Consider the following 20,023-nt stretch of genomic DNA (forward strand, 5'->3'; position numbering starts at 1 on the left):
TTAAAAAAAATATCAAATAGATGTTTTTAAATCTAAAGTTGACAGCTATGATTTCCTTCCCTTCCGCGGATATTCTCCTAGTTTAATGTTCAGGTCGGTATAATAAGAGTTTAAAAAAGGGCCTTCCAATTAGTCATCACTAATTGGATAGCCCCAACATGTTTATCTTTATTCTAAGAAATCTTTTAAACGTTTGCTGCGAGAAGGGTGGCGTAGTTTTCGAAGCGCCTTCGCTTCAATTTGGCGAATACGTTCACGTGTTACACCAAATACTTTCCCTACTTCTTCTAATGTACGTGTGCGACCATCATCTAAACCGAAACGTAGGCGAAGGACATTTTCTTCACGGTCAGTTAATGTATCTAACACATCTTCTAGCTGCTCTTTTAACAATTCATATGCTGCATGGTCAGATGGAGATTGAGCTTCAGAATCCTCAATAAAGTCTCCTAAATGTGAATCGTCTTCTTCTCCAATTGGTGTTTCTAGAGATACTGGTTCTTGCGCAATTTTTAAAATTTCGCGTACTTTTTCAGGTGTTAAATCCATTTCTTCTCCAATTTCTTCTGGAGATGGCTCGCGACCTAAGTCTTGTAATAATTGGCGCTGTACACGAATTAATTTATTAATTGTTTCAACCATATGCACTGGAATACGGATTGTACGTGCTTGGTCTGCAATTGCACGTGTAATTGCTTGACGAATCCACCATGTTGCATATGTGGAGAATTTAAAGCCTTTACGGTAGTCAAATTTCTCAACAGCCTTGATAAGCCCCATATTCCCCTCTTGAATTAAATCAAGGAATAGCATACCACGGCCAACATATCGCTTCGCAATCGATACAACAAGACGTAAGTTTGCTTCTGCTAGGCGTTTACGAGCTTCCTCGTCACCTTGCTCAATACGCTCCGCTAATGCGATTTCTTGCTCGGCAGAAAGTAAATCAACCCGCCCAATTTCTTTTAAATACATGCGTACAGGGTCATTTATTTTAACACCTGGTGGTACACTCAAATCATTTAAATCGAAAGTCTCTTCAGATGCTTCTTCTTTCATTAAGCTTTCTTCTTCAAATTCTTCTTTTCCGATAATTTGAATGTCTTTATTCTTTTCAAGATCCTCAGCAAAGTGGAAAATCTCTTCATTCTCCAATTCATAAGGCGCTAGTTTCTCTGAAATTTCTTTCATCGAAATTTCACCTTCTGTTTTTGCTTTTTCTTGTAGTATTTTTTTTGCTTCATCTAATGTAATTTCTACTTCTACCTCTTTTGAACGTTCTGACTTGTCCGCCATAAACCTTCCTCCTTCTAAACAACCGAATCGGGTTAAATCGCCGATAACGATTTTCTTAAATGAATAATCTGTTGGGCGATTTCAAGTGCACGTACATACTCATGCATCTTCTCCGCTTCCTTTGACTCATGCATCTTTTGTTGAATTTCTTGCTCAATTCTATATTTATGCAGCTGACGTATTGAGTCTGTGACCTCCGCTTCTGCTTGGTCGGGGTCTCGTTCTACTAAAGCCGCTTCCATAACAATTTTTCGTAATTCCGAGTCATCTAATATCTCAACAAAACGCTGATAATCAGGATGACCATATTCCTCATAAAATCCTACTAAGCGAACAAAAACTGCCATATAGGCATCTCGTACAAATGGCTCTTTTTGCTCACTACGTAATACCCTGTCCACTACATCTATATTATGAAGCATATGAGCTAGTAATAAACGTTCGGCACGTTCGGCTGCGTCCATAGGCTTATGTGACTGCGTGACCGGCATCGAAGGCGCCTGAACAGGCATTTCTACTTTTGTAGAACGTACCTGATTTGCCTCCAGCTTTCGGAACTGAGCATAAATTGCTTCTTCCGAGATATTTGTCTCATTCGATAGCTGTCTTATATACAAATCTCGTTCAACCGGTGAGGATCTACCTACCAATTGTTCAAGAACCTCTTGAATATATTGAAGCGTATCATTTTCAAATTGAAAGTTCTTATTTCGTCTAGCATGCATCATCATAAAAGCAATATACGCATGAGGATTTTCCAAAATTTGTTCTTTAAATGCTTGTCCACCTAAACTACGAATGTATTCATCGGGATCTAGCTTGTCTGGTAACACCGCAATATTGACTTTCATACGTTCCGTTTGGAGTAATTGTGCCGCTCTTTTTGCCGCATCAAACCCAGCATTATCACCGTCATAGCAAATCGTAATCTGCTCTACTAAGCGCTTTAGCTTTGTAATATGCTGATTCGTAAGCGAAGTACCCATTGTTGCTACGGCATTCGTTACACCAACAGAAGTTGCTGCTAAAACATCCATAAATCCTTCCATCAATACTACTTGACGATTTTTTCTGATTGAGGTTCGTGCTTTATCTAGGTTATATAGCACTTCACTCTTTTGAAATATTGGTGATTCTGGACTATTTAAATATTTTGCCTCTTCACCAGTCGATGAAAGGATTCGTCCTGAGAAGGCAATAATCTTTCCATTCTCATCACGAATAGGAAACATAATACGTCCTCTAAAACGATCAAAATAGCGCTCTTCCCCTTCTCGCTTGATGATTAAACCACTTTCTGCGATTTCTTGTAAGTTATAACCTTTTCTTTCAAGCAATATCGTTAATGCATCAAAGCTTGGAAGAGACCATCCAATGCTATTAGATTCTATAAGTTCCCTTGTAAATCCTCTTTCTAGTAAATAATTTAAAGGTTCTTCACCATCTTCCGTGTTTAACAGTAAATGATGAAAAAAATCTGCTGCAAAAGCGTGTGCTTCTTTCATCCTTTCTTCTGCTTTAGATACCTTTTTCGTTACTTCAGGTAAACTAGGCCCAACATCTAAGTGTATGCCAACACGTTCACCAAGTTTCACAACTGCGTCAGGAAAAGAAATACCTTCTATATCCATGACAAAAGTAATAGCATTCCCACCTGCACCACAACCAAAGCAATGAAAAATTTGTTTGTCAGATGACACAGAAAAAGAAGGCGTTTGTTCTCCATGAAAAGGACAGAGGCCAAACCAATTGCGCCCACGCTTTGTAAGCTGCATGTATTCGCTTATGACATCAACAATTTCCGATTGTGTACGAATCTGTTCAATCACTTCTTCTGGAATTTTCCCTGCCAAATCATCACCATCTTTAAATTACGTACTAAAACACAATTCGCTATCCGATTTAAAAATCCTTTATTTCTCGACAAAAAAATAGGATTTTTCTCTTTATAAATATTTTTACCACAATTTTATTATTATAAAACATAAATTAGTTTTTATCTATACTATTTTCAAAACCGACTCAAAAAAACCGCCTCTTACAACCGAGGTGGTTTATCGACATTCATTTCTTATTTACAGGTCGAGATATACTCAATAATAACATTTGCTGTTTCTTCTACAGCCTTGTTTGTTACATCAATAACCTTACAACCAATTTTACCGACAATTTTTTCAAAATGCTGGATTTCTTCTAATATACGCTTATGTTGCGCATAAATCGCATCGTCATTCAATCCAAGGGTCATTAATCTTTCTTTTCTAATTGAGTTTAATTTATCAGGAGAAATAATTAAACCGAAACATTTTTTTGGGTCAATCTTCAATAATTCTTCAGGTGGCTCTACTTCTGGTACTAAAGGTACATTCGCCACCTTATAACGTTTATGTGCTAAATATTGTGATAACGGTGTTTTAGAGGTACGAGAAACCCCAACGAGCACTATATCAGCCTGTAATAGACCACGTGGATCTCTACCATCATCATATTTTACTGCAAATTCAATAGCCTCAATTTTTTTAAAGTAATCATCATCTAGTTTATGAACGATTCCTGGTGCTTCTAGTGGAATCTCTTCCATAAATGTTGCCATTGTTTTTAAAGCAGGTCCTAAAATATCAATTGCATGTACCTTTTCTTGTTCACACAGTTCATGTAATAACGATCGCATCTCCTGTCGTACAAGCGTGTACACAATAACTGCCTGTTGTTTCTCCGCAAGACAAACAATTTTTCGGATGAGCTCCTCTGATTGAATATGAGGAAAACGCCGAATCACCGTGTTTTCCAAACCAGGTCGAAACTGGCTAATAACTGCTTTTGCTACTTGATCACCTGTTTCACCGACTGAATCAGATACAACAAAAACGCGTAGTCTTTTCATACTGTTCTCCTTCAAGTATTTAGACATTCTGTGCAAGTGATAAGAAAGCTCGTGTAATCGTCGTTTTTGTAAGACGACCGACGATTGTCAATCCGCCTTCCTGAGGCTCTACTACTGGTAACGAATCAACTTCTCGTTCAATTAGTTTATTCGCTGCGACAACTAAAGAATCTGATCTCTCACAGTACGAAATATTTGGCATACGTGTCATGATGATATGTACAGGGATTTTATTTAAATCCTGAGTACCAATACTTGTACGTAGTAAATCCTTGCGAGATAGTACCCCTGTCAAAAACTCATTCTTATCCACGACAAAGAGTGTTCCAACATCCTCTGAAAACATGAAGCAAATCGCATCATAAACAGTCATTGTTTCTGGTACTACAACAGGTCCTGAATGAAAATCTTTCACCTTTAAATTGTTAATACTATCCGTCAATGTAGCGGATGTTTTTTTACCTGAATAGAAATAGCCAACACGTGGTCTAGCATCTAAAAAGCCCGCCATTGTGAGTATAGCTAAATCTGGTCTTAAAGTCGCTCTTGTCAGACTGAGACGTTCTGCAATATGTTCGCCTGTGATCGGGCCGTTTTCTTTCACAATTTGTAAAATGTCTTCCTGACGTTTATTGAGTTCGATTGGACTCACCGCCTCAAATCTAATAGTGTTATACTTATGCTCAATTATTATATACTATTTTAATAATTATTGCGAAGAAAAGAACTACATGCTACAATATTGACACATACGCTTGCTCTAGTTGTATTTTCGAGCGATTTGCGTTATACAGGCGATGACGGGAAAAAAAGTATCTGTTCCATTTTAAAGCGAGTAGAAGATGGTGAAAGTCTACGTAGTAACAGAGAAAAGGCACTCCTTGAGCTAACTTTTTGAAAAGAGGTTTTAAACATCACGTTTAAAACAATCAGGGTGGAACCGCGGGTTTTAGCACTCGTCCCTGGGCATTTATTATGCCCGGAGACGGGTGCTATTTTTAATTTAGTTCTTACTAAATTAAGAAATATCTCTGGCGAATTTGTTGATCAGTTTTATTAATTCGCTGAAAACTATGAAGGAGGCTATTTTTATGGCTAACAAATCAATGGAAACAATCGTATCATTAGCAAAGCATCGCGGCTTTGTCTTCCCTGGTTCTGAAATCTATGGAGGCTTAGCAAACACTTGGGATTACGGTCCACTAGGTGTTGAATTAAAAAACAATGTTAAAAAAGCATGGTGGCAAAAATTTGTCCAAGAATCAGAGCACAATGTTGGTATAGATGCTGCCATTTTAATGAACCCAAAAGCTTGGGTGGCTTCTGGTCACGTTGGTAACTTTAATGACCCAATGGTTGATTGTAAAGCATGTAAAGCGCGCCATCGTGCTGATAAAATCATCGAAGACGCTGCGCTAGCTAAAGGCGATGAAATCATTGTCGATGGTATGACATTTGACCAAATGAAAGAAACGATGGTTAAGTATGACGTAGTTTGCCCAGATTGTGGTAAAGCTGATTTTACAGATATTCGTCAATTCAATTTAATGTTTAAAACATTCCAAGGTGTAACTGAATCTTCTACTAATGAAATTTATTTACGCCCAGAAACTGCACAAGGTATTTTCGTAAACTTCAAAAACGTACAACGCTCTATGCGTAAACGTACACCATTCGGTATTGCTCAAATCGGTAAATCATTCCGTAACGAAATTACTCCAGGTAACTTCACATTCCGTACGCGTGAATTTGAACAAATGGAGCTTGAATTTTTCTGCAAGCCAGGTGAAGATCTTGAATGGCACGCATACTGGAAAGAATTTTGTAAAAACTGGTTGTTAAACTTAGGAATGAAAGAAGAGTCTATGCGTCTTCGCGATCATGAGGAAGATGAATTGTCTCACTATTCAAATGCTACAACTGATATCGAATTTAAATTCCCATTCGGTTGGGGCGAGCTTTGGGGCGTAGCGGATCGCACAGATTACGATTTAAAACAGCATATGGAGCATTCTGGTGAAGATTTCACTTACATCGATCCAGTATCGAACGAACGTTATGTTCCATATTGCATCGAGCCATCTTTAGGTGCAGACCGTGTAACATTAGCATTCCTTTGCGATGCTTATGACGAAGAAGAGCTTGAAGGCGATGATAAACGTACAGTTTTACGCTTCCACCCTGCTCTAGCACCATTTAAAGCTGCAGTCCTACCACTTTCTAAAAAGCTTTCAGATGAGGCTACTGATGTTTGGGCAGAGCTTCGCAAAGCATTCCCAGTTGACTTTGACGAGTCACAATCAATCGGTAAACGTTATCGTCGACAAGATGAAATCGGTACACCATTCTGTATCACATACGACTTCGACTCAAAAGAGGATGGTCAAGTAACAGTACGTCATCGTGATTCAATGTCTCAAGTGCGTATGCCTATTACAGAAGTTAAAGCATACATTGAAAAACACCTTCAATTCTAATTTAATACGTATATATGGAGGGAGTCGCTTATCATGCGACTCCTCTTTAAATGCACGCCGCTTCGCTTTTGCACATAAAACACCTTTGTTCCAAGCGACTCTTCAGATTTTCCCAGTCGGAACGGAGATCAACCCCACATTATAGTGATAGCTAATTTTTTACAGGATAGTATTCCCTCTATTCTCACCTTCATCTTTTTGATATAAATAAAGTATTATAGTTAATCTTTAAATAACAACAATTCACTACAATTCCAATCTATTAACATTCAATCTCCCAGCATCAATACTAAAATCTGTTCCAGACAAAAAAGTATTGTGACTATAAAAACATATGGAGAGACGAGTGCCCCTGTTTTTGCGATCCCATAGGTATAAGTGACAAGGAGGCTCAGGTCTCCCTCACTGAAAGCATCCTTACGTAACAGAAAGTGCAGTTAAATACATATTTTGGTGAAGATTCAACGTCTGGAAGTTTGAAATTGTAAATGGTAGGATTATAGAAAAAGGCAATACTATAAAATTTTTATTGACTACTTTGGAGGAAATAATTTGAAGAATCATCGTTTTTATCAAATCGCAATGGCCTCAGCACTAGTAACAGGTGCTATTGTAATTGCACCCTCGGCAACTGCTGCATCAGTATTCCCCGATGTAAATGCATCAACAGAGGAAGGTAAGGCTATTATTAACTTAGCCGGACGTGGCATTATTTCAGGCTACCCAGATGGCACATTTAAACCTGCTAATCTAATTACTCGTTCACAAGCGGCAAAAATTTTGGCCGGAATTTTAAAGCTCGATACGGTTCATGTAAAAAACCCTAATTTTAAGGATATAAAACCTGGCGATGAAAACTATGGTGCGATCGCTGCTTTAGCAAATGCAGGCATTATTAGTGGCTCCAACGGCTATTTCTACCCAACTAAAAATATTACACGTGGACAAATGTCAAAAATGATTGTGAAAGGCTTTCATTTACCAATCACAAACGGCGTTGACATTCCTTTCAATGATGTCAAGACAGGCAGTGAATACGAACCCTATATAAAAACACTATTTGCCAACAGCATAACAAAAGGTACAACTCCTACTACCTTTGGACCGCAAAGTAATGTAAAACGCTCCCAGTTAGCATCGTTTGTTGTACGTGCTGAAAATGCTCAAGGTAACTCTACCGTTTATACTAGTCAATTTAATCAAGACTATATTTTCGCTTCTTATGGCGGCATTAAGCCTGCAGAGGATATTTTTACATGGGATGAAGATGAAGAAGATTATCTGACGGAGTCCATTACAATTAAACCACTAAAAGAAGGCACAGGAAAATTAGTAATTACGGGCTTTGAGGAAGATACTCAAGATTTAAAAGATTTCTTTTACTTAGTACATGTGAAAAATGTAAATGGAAAGCTGCAAACAACACTTCAAGAAGTGAATGAAGGGGATTATGTAGAAAACTTACCGCTCAACTTATCGGAAAGCGGTTTAAACTTTGTCCCTACAGAGGTAAGTATTCAAACAGCAGATGGTCAAGCCTTATCTCCTGAATTGTATAATTTTAAATCAACTAATAAAACAGCTACACTTTCTATCTATAAAAATGGGCAATATACGCTAACATTCAGTAATGGTACACAACAACAAACGATGGTAGCTGATGTCGATACGTATGATTTCGTGCGCAGTATTGATTTGTACCAAATTACAGATGAGTTAGCGTTTTCAAATGAGGATCTATCGTTCGAGCCAACAAGTGTTGCTTTAGAAAAGTTAAATTTTGAGCCAGCAGCTGTGAAAGCTTCGATAAAGGAAAACAAAGTAAATGTTACACCACTAGCAGAAGGCACTTCTATTTTACATATTACAGGTAAAAATGGTGAAACTGCTTACCTATATATTGAATTTCTAAAAATCGCTAATAAATGGGCTACTTCTTACGAATTTATGGATGATCAAGAAGAATTTTAAAGTAAAATGCCAGAAGATCAATGTTAATGGTCTTCTGGCGTTTTTTCTTGATCGGCACTTGTTCTTAACTGTAATTCAGGCGTTCTCTCAAGCTGCTCGATAAATTTTTTAGTCTTAAAACGAATTCCTGTTTGCTCTTCATAAATTGTTGAAATTATTTTTTTTATAAAATACTTTGTTTCTTTTTTTAATTCTAATTTTCCAATCTGGTCAATCGGTACAGTATAGAACATTCGAATAAGCTTAAGCTGAGTCGGTGTCAATCGAATGATATAGGGATCATGATGATAACAGCGATGACATAAAAAGCCTCCCTGTGTAAAGGAAAATGCAAATTCACCATCGACTGAACCACAAGTAGCACACGCATGTAATATAGGCTGTACTCCTGTATAGGGGAGCATTTTCCATTCTACGAATAATGTAATAGCCTCTGGGTCATAACCTTCCTCGATTGCTTGTAATGCTTGTAGGAGCACATCGAATGCAAATGGCTCAGCTTTTCCTTCTTCTACTACACGTTCGACAAGTTCCATTATATAACTTGCATATGCCGTTGCCATGATATCCTCACGAATATGGCGCATTGAATTAAGATGCTCACCTTGTTGCATTGTCCCCATACCAGTATGATGCTGTACCATAAACATGCCATACGTGAACGGCTGTGTCACAGATGCTAATCTACTGGAAGGCTTCTTGGCACCTCGAGCCATCGTAGCAACCTTCCCTGCTTCTTTAGTTAATAATGTGACAATTTTATTTGATTCCCCATAAGCTCGTACCTTTAGGACAATTCCTTCCCATTTATAAAGCACTAGTCCTCCTCCTTTCTACAAGCTTCGCATGAAAATAGAGCTCTCCAATAAATTATTGGACAGCTCCATTTAAAACTACAGCGACAAATAGGAATGCTGTAAAGTTGTTTCGAACATGATGTTGGTCACTCAGTAGTGCGTTGTTGTTGTTGTTGTTGTTGTTGTTGTTGTTGTTGTTGTTGTTGTTGCTGTCGCTTCGCTTTCGCACAGTTAAAACCGTGTTGCTGTCGCTTCGCTTTCGCACAGTTAAAACCGTGTTGTTGCTGTCGCTTCGCTTTCGCACAGTTAAAACCGTGTTGTTGCTGCCGCTTCGCTTTCGCACAGATAAAACCATGTTGTTGCTGTCGCTTCGCTTTCGCACAGTTAAATTGCCACAGGACGTGGCGTTTTTAGACTGAGTTCCTCTATTTCAGCGGATGTTTGGACACCCGCTGAAAGAAGTTAATATTCATCATCACGGAAACCGAAGTCGCGTAAATGTGTTGATTTATTTCGCCAATCCTTCTGTACCTTTACCCAAAGCTCTAAATACACTTTTGAACCAAGAAGCATCTCAATATCTTTTCGTGCACGAATTCCTACTTCTTTTAATAAGGCCCCGCGTTTACCAATAACAATCCCTTTTTGAGAATCTCTTTCCACGATAATTGTTGCCGCCACACGAATTTTATCTTCATTTTCTTCATCACGGCGAATTTTATCAATGACAACAGCAATGGAATGAGGAATTTCTTCGCGTGTTAAATGTAACACCTTTTCACGAATTAACTCTGAAATAATAAATCGCTCAGGATGATCCGTAACTTGATCTGCTGGATAATATTGCGGACCCTCCGGTAAGTATTTCGTTAGTGTCACCAATAGATTATCTACGTTATTTCCTTGTAAAGCTGAAATGGGAACTATTTCTGCAAAATCATAACGATCTTTGTAGCTTTCAATTATCCCCATTAATTCATCAGGATGAATTTGATCTATTTTATTGATAATTAGGAATACAGGGGTTGGATTACCCGCCAACATTTCTAGGATGAATTCGTCACCCTTTCCAAGTTTCTGCTCTGCATTTACCATGAACATAATAACATCCACTTCACGCAATGTATTTTTAGAAACCTTTAGCATAAAATCCCCTAGCTTATGTTTCGGCTTATGGATTCCTGGTGTATCTATAAAAATCATTTGGCTATCATTTGATGTTAGTACACCTTGTACTTTATTTCGTGTTGTTTGTGGTTTATCACTCATAATCGCAATTTTTTGACCAATAACTCGGTTTAAAAATGTTGATTTCCCTACATTTGGTCGACCGATTATGGAGATAAATCCTGACTTATAGCCATTATTATTTTCCAGCATTCTCTAAATCCTCCGTTGTAAATGCAAACGGTAGTAATTCGCCTACAGACGTTACCGTGACATCACCTTTTAAGTTTGTTAAATATACAGGCATAGATGGCTTGCAAAATTCCATCATCACTTGACGACAAGCTCCACATGGCGCACAAGGTCCATCCGTATCAGCTACAATAGCAATCGCCTCAAAATCATAAATACCTTCTGACACAGCTTTAAAAAATGCTGTACGCTCAGCACAATTGGTCATACTATAGCCAGCATTTTCAATATTGCAGCCATGAATAACCTCTCCATTTTTCGTTAAAATCGCCGCGCCAACTTTAAATTTTGAATAAGGTACATAAGCCTTTTCACGCGCTTTTTTTGATTCTTCTAGTAATGCATGCATATCAATTGTCATCAATGTTCTCCTCTACTTAATCAATTTCGCCTTGGCGTAATTGCGTCCGGATTTTGAGTTGTGTCCGCACAATTCAAAATCCGTGACATCCGCCTGAGTGAAGATAAAATATTTCCCCAGCACAATCGCAATTACTCTATACCGATTAATGAATTTATTAAGTTAAAACCATTTCGGTATAAAGATGAGTAATCCGATTATAGCACTGAATATCGCAAATACAAGCACTGCACCCGCTGCAAGATCTTTAGCTTGTTTAGCAAGTGGGTGTATTTTTGGCGAAGCTAAATCCACTACTCGCTCAATTGCAGTATTAACTATTTCAAGCGCAAACATTAGTGCTATTAATAGTAGCACAATATACCACTCCACACGTGATAAACCTGTAAAATAGCCAGCAATTAAAACAATTCCTGCACTTAGCAAGTGAGACTTAAAGTTTTGCTCTTTACAGGCTAAAACGATACCTTCAAAGGCATAACCAAAAGATCGGATATATTTGCGAACATTCATTTAATCTCGTCCTAAGCCAAAAGACTGTAAAATTTCATCCTGCTTACCGAACATAACTTTTTCATCTTCTGGTACCATATGATCATAGCCAAGTAGATGTAAAAAACCATGAACCGCTAAAAAGCCTAATTCTCGTTCAAAAGTATGCCCATATTCCTCTGCTTGTTCTTTTGTACGATCCGTCGAAATAATAATATCTCCTAAAACACGAGGCATCCCTTCAAATGTTATTCCCTTTTCTCCTTCACCTAATTCCTCCAGAGCAAATGAGATAACATCTGTAGGTTGATCCTTGTCACGATATTCTCGGTTTATTTCTTGAATCGCTTCATTTGTAACAAACGTCACCGACACTTCTGTTTCTGGCTCAATATCTTCTATTTTTGCAGCATGCTGTAAAAGCTTTCCAACAAGCTCCATATGCTCCGCAGTTACTTCATTTGTTTCATCTGTAAAATCAATTGTTAAAATCATAGATCCTCCTTCTTATCTGCCTTTGGATATTCAATACGTGAGTGGAAAATTCCATTCAACGTTTCACAAAGTACTCGCTCTATACATTTTAACTCTTTTATCGAAATATCGCATTCATCAAACTGATTATCTTGTACTCGATCATCAATAATTGCGCGTACCAATTTTTTAATTTTTTCTGCATTCGGTTCTTTCATCGATCGAACCGCTGCCTCAACGCTGTCTGCAACACTAATAACTGCTGCTTCCTTCGTTTGTGGTTTTGGACCTGGATATCTGTACGTTGTTTCTTCTATACATTTTCCTTCTTCCTTCGCTTTAAAGTAGAAGTATTTTAAAAGACTAGTCCCGTGATGTTGCAAGGCAATATCAATAATCTCCTGTGGCATCTTATAACGATTTAGCATTTCAGCCCCATCCGTTGTATGGGCAATTATAATTTCTGCACTTGTTTCCGGGGGCAATGAATCATGCGGATTAATACCAGACATCTGATTCTCGATGAAAAAGGCAGGACGCTTCGTTTTGCCAATATCATGATAATAGCATCCTACACGTGCTAGTAATCCATCTGCTCCAATTTCCTCACATGCCGCCTCTGCTAAGTTAGCCACCATTACACTATGATGATATGTTCCTGGGGATTCCATTAGTAATTTTTTCAACAATGGATGATTTGGGTTAGAAAGTTCAATTAATCGCAACGACGACAATAAACTAAATGCCGATTCAAAGAATGGTAAGAGCCCCATTGTGAGAGCACCTGAGAGTAGAGCCGATACCAATGCCGCGATAAAGTAAAACATCCACTCTGACAAACCATAAGTAGATTGTGTCATCAGTAAATAAAATGCGATAAACGACATATTCACTAACCCTATAACCCCTACTGCATGTAGAATATGCGAACGCTTTTCCACACTACGTAAAAAGAATAAGCTCGCAAAGCCTCCAAAAATAATATACAGTGTAATTTCCATCTGCATGACAGATGAATAACCCTCTTGGAAAATAACACCAGCCGATGCCGCTGTCATAACTGTAATAAGAACTGCAGCACGATCATCCACTAATAGCCTTACAAGCATTGTTGCCAGCGCTGTCGGGAAAAGGAATGCAACAGTAACATCAAAGCCACCTGAGACTAGGCTAATAAATTTCATTAGCAAGATGGATAAACTATAAACAATTACTGTCACCAATAAAGCCTTACGTTTCTTATTTTCATCCGCATCCGAACGTTCAAATAAAATAAACATGAACACCATTTGCAGTAGTATTAAAATAATAATACCTGCAATCGGTTTCATCGATGCTTTATTACTCACCATACCTAGAAGCTCTAATTGACGGAACGCCTCATTATCAATAATTTGTCCTTCCTGTACGATGACTTGACCTTGAAGAATTCGAGTAGGTTCAACCGATTCTTTTGCCTGGTCCTTTCGAATTTTCGTTTGTTCCTCATTAATCGTTTCATTTTCGATAATACTCATACGTCCAATTAAAACTACCGTATTAAATATTTTATCTGGATAGCCTCGTTGTCCGCGAATTTTTGTTTCAAAATCATTTTGAGCCACAAACAAATTTTCTGAGCGAATAGATTTTTGTAAATATTCCTGTACAAGTTTTGATAGTTGCGTACTTGTTCTTTTTAAATCTTCTTCACTTTGTATTAACAAACCTTCTAGCTGTGAATCAGTAAAAATAATTGGCATTTGATCTGAATCAATGGATTCAAATTTTTTTCGGAGTTGCTCGACTTGATCGCCAATCGGAACAGGTTCTTTCTTGCTAGCAACATCCTCTTTTACTTCAAGAACATAGTCAAATAAAGAAGTTACAATCGCTGCTCGCTGCTTAGCGACATCCTCGGAAAATTCATAAACTGGCTCAACAGCACTTGCTGCTTTTTCTCGCTCCTGTTGGGTTTTAAAAGTGTCTTCAATCGTTTTAGTAGATCGGACTGTTTCAGGCGCTAGTTGCAATGGTTTAAAATCATATGTAACACCTCTAACATTGCCATACATAAGAACAAATTGTAGGGCTCCTGTTAAGATGAGAACGACAATTAAAAAATAACGGAAACCAATAAGCTCTGTAAATTTTTGTAGTTGTTTCTCCATCTGGCACCTCCTCTATCTACCTACTATCATACCAATTCAAAAAACATTTTTCCCGAAAAATGTATAAGAAAGCAAAAAAACAGCTATACAAATTGTATAGCTGTCACATTTTTTCCATTTTAAAGACTTTCTCCCGAAGCGTGTAGTTGATTTCCGTTCCGACTGGGTGCTTTGTTGCTGACGCTTCGCTTTCGCTACAGAAAACATTTGCCGCTGACGCTTCGCTTTCGCAACAGAAAACATTTGTTGTTGCTGTCGCTACGCTTTCGCACAGAGCAAAGCTTCCTGGGGGGCGTCCGATGAGCCGATTCGCTTTCGGCGCAGACTTTCAAACCCCGTTGCACCTGCCGCTTCGCTTTCGGTGCAGACTTCTAAAACCCGTTGCACCTGCCGCTTCGCTTTCGGTGCAGACTTCTAAAAAACCGTTGCACCTGCCGCTTTGCTTTCGGTGCAGACTTTAATATGACCGCTAAGCGGTCATATTAAAGTTGCTGTTCTTCGTAGGCTTTGATGATTTTGGCTACGATTGGGTGGCGTACTACATCGCCTTGTTCTAAAATTTGGAAATGTATAGATTTTACATATTTTAGTGTGCGTTCTGCCACGATTAATCCAGATTCCGTATTTTTCGGTAGGTCGATTTGTGTTTTATCGCCTGTAATGACCATTTTTGAGCCAAAGCCTAGTCGCGTTAAAAACATCTTCATTTGCTGATGTGTCGTATTTTGAGCTTCATCTAAAATAACAAAGGCGTCATCTAATGTACGGCCGCGCATATACGCTAAAGGTGCAATTTCGATTGTGCCTCGTTCGATAAGTCGTTGAGTTTGTTCTGCCCCGTATATATCGTTTAAAGCGTCATAAAGAGGGCGTAAATATGGATCTACCTTTTCCTTCAAATCTCCTGGAAGAAAGCCTAATGACTCTCCTGCCTCTACTGCAGGGCGTGTTAAAATAATACGCTTAACGTTCCCATTTTTTAGTGCCTGTGTTGCCATGACTACCGCTAAATACGTCTTCCCAGTACCAGCTGGACCGATACCAAAAACAACGTCTTTGTGACGGATTGCTTGTATGTATTCTCGTTGACCGATTGTTTTTGCACGGATAGGCTTTCCTTTCGTCGTGCGTGCTATTTCTTCATCATAAAGTTCTGCAAAATATTCGATTGTTCCTTTTTGTGTCATTTCAATAGCTGTTGCAACATCACGTTGATCAATATTAATTCCTTTGCGAATGACCTTCAAAAGAGCATGTAAAAGGTATGTCGCTTGTTCCTTCGCATCCTCTTCACCAGCAAGCTGAATTTGTTCACCACGTGTAATAATATGGACTTGTAAAGCCTCTTCGATTAATTTCATATTAGCATCTGAAATTCCGAGTAGCATGACCGCTTCGTTTGGATTATCCACTTGTAATACAGTTAAATGTTCTGACATAATCATTCTCCTTGTAGGCCTTGTATTGGACTGGCAATGTTTTCATTGACTAAAAATAGAACTTTCCCTTCAACTGTACCATTCCCCCACTTTACCTGTAAAAGGTTTTCTTTTTTTATAACCGTTTTAGTAGGTAATGAACGCAGCACCTTTTCATGAAGTAATGGAATGAGCATTGAATCTATTTTGGATTCATCAAGCTCTACTTGCATTTTTTTAGTATATTGTTCCTCAACAATCGATACATATGGATCGAGCCAATTAGGTAAATCTTTCTTTTGCACATAGTCAACTTTTTCTTTATGAATGCCTTTCACTAGTACACGCCATCGCTTCTGTTCTAGTGTTTCCATCGTTAGCTTTGTTGGAATTTTAAATGAACATTCAAGCCAATAATCAGCATAGACCTCTCCTTTAGCTCCAACAAAAACTTGATCTTCACCACTTTCAATTACCCCACTTACGAGAGTATCACCTTCGTATGCAGTATCGTTCACCGAAATTTTGCGTTCACCATTTTGAATATTAAAGTGAGTAATAACACCACTTTTTGTTGCCACTAAATGCGACGCTAGTTTTTCATTCGTTTGTTTAGTTTGTTTCGGGGACTCCTGAGGTCGTAAAATTACACGTCCGCCATACTTTTCAATATGCACCCAGGAAAGATCTCGATGCTCTTCTAAAAGCTTCTGACGAATGACAGCATCTGAAGGTAAAGCTTTTTTAGACATGGGCGTTTCTAATTGAAATGTATTTTGAAAGGTCTTACCCAGACGTTGCTCCAACTCTGGTGAAGCCGCTTCAATGTCAACACGCCATATAACCTGTGCGCACAGTAATGGGATTAATATCATCATCGCAAGGCCAAGCAAGGTCCAAAGCTGTGCTCGAAAAACGTGAAGCTCATCAGCATAATAGACAGCCATTTTAAGTCGATAACGACTACGTACACGACGAATTTTTGGTAGATAATGCATAGTTGTTTCAAAGGCAACCTCTTGCTCACGAAAGACAACACGTTTTAATGGTACATGTTGTGCATGCAATGCTTGAATAAAAGGATGAACATTTTCGTGGCGCTTTATACGTATGATAATTGGCCGATTATTCCACATTATCGCTCACACCCATATCCTTTGTCATTTTCATATGAAGCTCCTGCAAATCCTCTACAGAAAGATGAAGCATTTCTTCTTTAAGAGCATTAATTTCCACTGATTTTCCACGCACAGTAATATGATAGTCGGCATAGATAAAAGAGCATGACGAAGCATCAGCATGTAGGAAACGATATGGGCCAATGATTTTTAATGTTTCATATTGTAATAATTCAAGTAGTGGCGTTAATTGAAATAGTTTTCTCATAAAAAATGCCTCCTTCTTCGGCAATATATGCATCGAAAAAGGAGGACATGCTGATTATTTTCTTTTTGCTTTAGGAGGGCCTAAAACCTCTGCCATTACTATAGCCTGCATTAATGATTTTTTAGACTTTGGTAATTGAAAGGCCGAATGTGATCCAGTTACTTCCACATCTTTTTTCCCTGTCGCCAAACGACCAATACTTTCTCTTTTCGTGGTACGACTAACTGTCTCAGTTGGGATTAACGGTTGTGCTGTATAACTTGGTACTTGCTCTTTTACTCTTTTTTCGACATTTTTCCTAAGCTCTTCTACTTTAGGCTGCCCATTCTTCCATTCCCCTAAAAATTCACGCGTAAAATCCTCAAAGCTTTGCGAATTAGCAGTAGGACGTTGTTGTTGAACCTCCTTAACTGGAGGCTCAACATGTGAATCTTTATTAAAAGGTGGCATTGATTTTTGTTCTTTCTTACTCTTTGATTTCCCGAAAATAGAGCTGACTATGGCAATTATCGCAACTATAATTAATTGTTCCATTTATTAGTACCGCTCCTTTCCGTTTTTTTATGCGTTAGGTTCATTTGTTTCAGACTTATCTGAGCTTACTTTTGAAATGGAGTCTCGCATAGCTGTATCCGCTTGAATGTTTCGGTAGTTCATGTAATCCATAATACCAAGATTACCTGAGCGTAGAGCTTCTGCCATTGCCTGTGGTACTTCAGCTTCTGCTTCTACTACTTTCGCCTTCATCTCTTGTACACGCGCAATCATTTCTTGCTCGTTCGCTACGGCCATTGCACGACGTTCCTCGGCCTTCGCTTGGGCAATGTTTTTATCTGCCTGTGCTTGTTCAATTTGTAATTCTGCACCGATGTTTTTGCCGATATCAACATCTGCAATATCGATCGATAAGATTTCAAACGCTGTACCAGAATCTAAGCCTTTTGCTAATACAGTTTGAGAAATCATATCAGGATTTTCAAGAACTGTCGTATGACTAGAGGCACTACCAATTGTAGAAACGATCCCTTCACCTACACGGGCAATAACCGTTTCTTCACCCGCACCACCGACTAAACGTTCAATGTTTGCGCGAACTGTAATACGTGCCTTCGCTTTTACTTCAATACCGTTCATAGCAACACCTGCAATAAATGGTGTTTCAATGACTTTCGGGTTAACAGACATTTGTACAGCTTCTAATACATCACGACCCGCTAAATCAATTGCCGCACAACGCTCAAATGTTAACTCGATATTTGCACGGTGAGCCGCGATTAACGCATTTACTACACGGTCAACATTACCACCTGCTAAATAGTGACTTTCAAGTTGATTGATTGTAACAGGTAACCCAGCTTTATGTGCTTTAATTAACGGATTCACGATTCGCGATGGAATTACTCGACGTAAACGCATCCCGATTAATGTGAAAATACTAACACGGACACCTGCAGCAAGCGCAGAAATCCACAGCGCCACTGGTACAAAGGTAAAGAATACCGCTAGAACAATGAATAATAAGACTAGCCCAACAATTGGACCTATTAAAGCTAAATCAAATCCCATTTGCTATTCCTCCATCTCTATTTCTGTTTGTCTCACAACAATTCGTGAGCCCTCTACTTTAATAATTTCTACATGTTTCTCTGCATCAACATAGCCACCTTCTGATACTACGTCAATGCGTTCACTGCCAAATAGCATCGTACCTGCCGGACGGAGTGGCGTAAGCGTTTTACCCACTTTTCCAAGCAACTCTGTGCGATTTACGTTAGAGACATAGCCTTCTTCCGTCGTTGTCGCATCCAGCAAGATCAGTTTGTTTAAAACATGCAATTTTTTACCGAAAAATTTCATCAGGATCACCATTCCTATTATCGCTACAATTAGCGCAATGAAAATCGCTATAATCATTTGCATCATGTTTGCACCTGCCAGTATTAGACTTAGTAATATTAGCAAACCACCTAAAATACCAACGATACCTCCGGGGACAAAAAATTCCGCCATGACGAGTGCTAAGCCTACTATGAATAAAAGTAATGTTTCATAACCCGCGAAGCCCGCCACCATATGGCCGAAGAAAAATAATCCCAAAGCTGACAATCCCACTATACCTGGAACACCAAACCTAGGAGAAAATAGCTCCATTACAAGGCCTAAGCTCGCAATCGACAATAAAATCGGAACTATAATCGGATTCGTAATAAAACGAGCAATTTTTTCAGAAAAAGTAGGCTCAATTGAAACGATATCACTATCCATTAAATGCGTTTTTTCTAAAAGGTCCTGGAAATTTGAAACCGTTCCCTTAGAATAACCAACTTGTTTTGCCTCCGAAGCAGATAAAGTTAATAAATTCCCTACTCCTGCTCGAAATTTTGATAAATCCACTGATGCTGTTTTCCCTGCAGAATCGGTTATTGCAGCCGCCCCTATTGTTCCATTTGGCACCATATAGATTTCATCCGCATGTAAGGCTAAAAAAGCACCTGCAGAATGCGCGTCTTTGTTAATATACGCAATCGTACGTATATCCGTTGCATCCATAAGCCTAGCAATATCACCCGCTGCATTCACGAAACCGCCAGGCGTATGAATGTCTAAAATAATCGCCTCTGCATCGTTTTCCTCCGCCTCTTTAAAAGTTCGTTCTAAAAATGCGTGCAGTCCTCGTTCTACTTCATCATGAATAGGTATGTGGTAGACCTTGCTACTTGCAAAAGCAGTTGTTAATGGAAACGCTAACAAAAATGTCATCCAAATAACTAATAAATAGCTGAGGATTCTCCGCCTCCGCATCTTTTTCCCTCCCTTCTAACATGCTTCTCTCTTGTATATACGACTGACTTTGCAAAAAGTTTCAAAAATCCTAATAATTTTATTATACCGTGAATT

General features: G+C 38.6%; 20 protein-coding genes. 2 read left to right on the forward strand and 18 right to left on the reverse strand.

From position 1 onward, the window contains the following. Positions 1-168: 168 nt before the first annotated feature. The 4 genes from rpoD to ccpN all read right to left on the reverse strand — a co-directional run bounded on the left by rpoD (position 169) and on the right by ccpN (position 4,832). Entirely contained in the window at positions 169-1,296 is a 1,128-nt protein-coding gene (gene rpoD / locus QRN68_RS25615; protein WP_285400179.1) for an RNA polymerase sigma factor RpoD, read from the reverse strand. 32 nt (positions 1,297-1,328) lie between these two features. Then, positions 1,329-3,149 carry a DNA primase gene (gene dnaG, locus QRN68_RS25620; RefSeq protein ID WP_285400180.1) on the reverse strand — a complete coding sequence of 607 codons (1,821 nt, stop codon included), beginning with the start codon at positions 3,147-3,149 and terminating at the stop codon, positions 1,329-1,331. 218 nt (positions 3,150-3,367) lie between these two features. Further along, entirely contained in the window at positions 3,368-4,180 is an 813-nt protein-coding gene (locus QRN68_RS25625; protein WP_285400181.1) for a pyruvate, water dikinase regulatory protein, read from the reverse strand. Between the two features lie 19 nt (positions 4,181-4,199). Then, complete coding sequence (gene ccpN / locus QRN68_RS25630) at positions 4,200-4,832, reverse strand: transcriptional regulator CcpN (RefSeq protein WP_285400183.1); 633 nt, start codon at positions 4,830-4,832, stop codon at positions 4,200-4,202. Between the two features lie 439 nt (positions 4,833-5,271). On the opposite strand from ccpN, the gene QRN68_RS25635 reads away from it, so the two are divergent. Both QRN68_RS25635 and QRN68_RS25640 read left to right on the forward strand, forming a co-directional pair. Further along, positions 5,272-6,657, forward strand: coding sequence for a glycine--tRNA ligase (locus tag QRN68_RS25635; RefSeq protein ID WP_285400184.1), 1,386 nt, complete (start codon positions 5,272-5,274; stop codon positions 6,655-6,657). A gap of 552 nt (positions 6,658-7,209) precedes the next feature. Next, complete coding sequence (locus QRN68_RS25640; RefSeq protein ID WP_285400186.1) at positions 7,210-8,628, forward strand: S-layer homology domain-containing protein; 1,419 nt, start codon at positions 7,210-7,212, stop codon at positions 8,626-8,628. A 23-nt stretch (positions 8,629-8,651) separates the two neighbouring features. Here QRN68_RS25640 and recO read toward each other — a convergent pair whose 3' ends face one another. From recO to QRN68_RS25710, 14 genes are all read right to left on the reverse strand, one after another. Then, on the reverse strand, positions 8,652-9,446 hold the full coding sequence (gene recO, locus QRN68_RS25645; RefSeq protein ID WP_285400187.1) for a DNA repair protein RecO: 795 nt from the start codon (positions 9,444-9,446) through the stop codon (positions 8,652-8,654). 52 nt (positions 9,447-9,498) lie between these two features. After that, the gene (locus QRN68_RS25650; protein ID WP_285400188.1) at positions 9,499-9,768 is read right to left on the reverse strand and encodes a hypothetical protein; all 270 of its coding nucleotides are present in this window, start codon (positions 9,766-9,768) and stop codon (positions 9,499-9,501) included. Between the two features lie 119 nt (positions 9,769-9,887). Beyond that, positions 9,888-10,805, reverse strand: a complete 918-nt coding sequence (gene era / locus QRN68_RS25655) for a GTPase Era (protein WP_285400189.1) — start codon at positions 10,803-10,805, stop codon at positions 9,888-9,890. Further along, a complete protein-coding gene (locus QRN68_RS25660) occupies positions 10,792-11,205 on the reverse strand; it encodes a cytidine deaminase (RefSeq protein ID WP_142509859.1) in 414 nt (137 codons plus the stop codon). Before QRN68_RS25660 ends, era begins: the two co-directional genes overlap by 14 nt. A 162-nt stretch (positions 11,206-11,367) precedes the next feature. Beyond that, the gene (locus QRN68_RS25665; RefSeq protein WP_285400191.1) at positions 11,368-11,718 is read right to left on the reverse strand and encodes a diacylglycerol kinase family protein; all 351 of its coding nucleotides are present in this window, start codon (positions 11,716-11,718) and stop codon (positions 11,368-11,370) included. Next, positions 11,719-12,192 carry an rRNA maturation RNase YbeY gene (ybeY, locus tag QRN68_RS25670; protein WP_285400192.1) on the reverse strand — a complete coding sequence of 158 codons (474 nt, stop codon included), beginning with the start codon at positions 12,190-12,192 and terminating at the stop codon, positions 11,719-11,721. It lies immediately after the preceding gene. Beyond that, entirely contained in the window at positions 12,189-14,321 is a 2,133-nt protein-coding gene (locus tag QRN68_RS25675) for an HD family phosphohydrolase (RefSeq protein ID WP_285400193.1), read from the reverse strand. Before QRN68_RS25675 ends, ybeY begins: the two co-directional genes overlap by 4 nt. Positions 14,322-14,357: 36 nt before the next feature. Continuing rightward, positions 14,358-14,564: a hypothetical protein gene (locus tag QRN68_RS25680; protein ID WP_285400194.1), complete on the reverse strand. Its 207-nt coding sequence runs from the start codon at positions 14,562-14,564 to the stop codon at positions 14,358-14,360. A 239-nt stretch (positions 14,565-14,803) separates the two neighbouring features. Continuing rightward, the gene (locus QRN68_RS25685) at positions 14,804-15,760 is read right to left on the reverse strand and encodes a PhoH family protein (RefSeq protein WP_285400196.1); all 957 of its coding nucleotides are present in this window, start codon (positions 15,758-15,760) and stop codon (positions 14,804-14,806) included. A gap of 2 nt (positions 15,761-15,762) precedes the next feature. Continuing rightward, positions 15,763-16,875 (reverse strand): sporulation protein YqfD, encoded by a 1,113-nt coding sequence (locus QRN68_RS25690; protein WP_285400197.1) that lies wholly within the window; start codon positions 16,873-16,875, stop codon positions 15,763-15,765. Further along, positions 16,865-17,125 carry a hypothetical protein gene (locus tag QRN68_RS25695; protein ID WP_285400199.1) on the reverse strand — a complete coding sequence of 87 codons (261 nt, stop codon included), beginning with the start codon at positions 17,123-17,125 and terminating at the stop codon, positions 16,865-16,867. Before QRN68_RS25695 ends, QRN68_RS25690 begins: the two co-directional genes overlap by 11 nt. Positions 17,126-17,179: 54 nt before the next feature. Then, complete coding sequence (locus QRN68_RS25700) at positions 17,180-17,659, reverse strand: hypothetical protein (RefSeq protein ID WP_285400201.1); 480 nt, start codon at positions 17,657-17,659, stop codon at positions 17,180-17,182. A 27-nt stretch (positions 17,660-17,686) separates the two neighbouring features. Next, positions 17,687-18,691, reverse strand: coding sequence for a flotillin-like protein FloA (gene floA / locus QRN68_RS25705; RefSeq protein WP_285400203.1), 1,005 nt, complete (start codon positions 18,689-18,691; stop codon positions 17,687-17,689). A 3-nt stretch (positions 18,692-18,694) separates the two neighbouring features. Beyond that, positions 18,695-19,927 (reverse strand): NfeD family protein, encoded by a 1,233-nt coding sequence (locus QRN68_RS25710; protein WP_285400204.1) that lies wholly within the window; start codon positions 19,925-19,927, stop codon positions 18,695-18,697. Between the last annotated feature and the right edge of the window lie 96 nt (positions 19,928-20,023).

The sequence above is a fragment of the Lysinibacillus sp. fls2-241-R2A-57 genome (assembly GCF_030209535.1).
GTDB lineage: Bacteria > Bacillota > Bacilli > Bacillales_A > Planococcaceae > Lysinibacillus.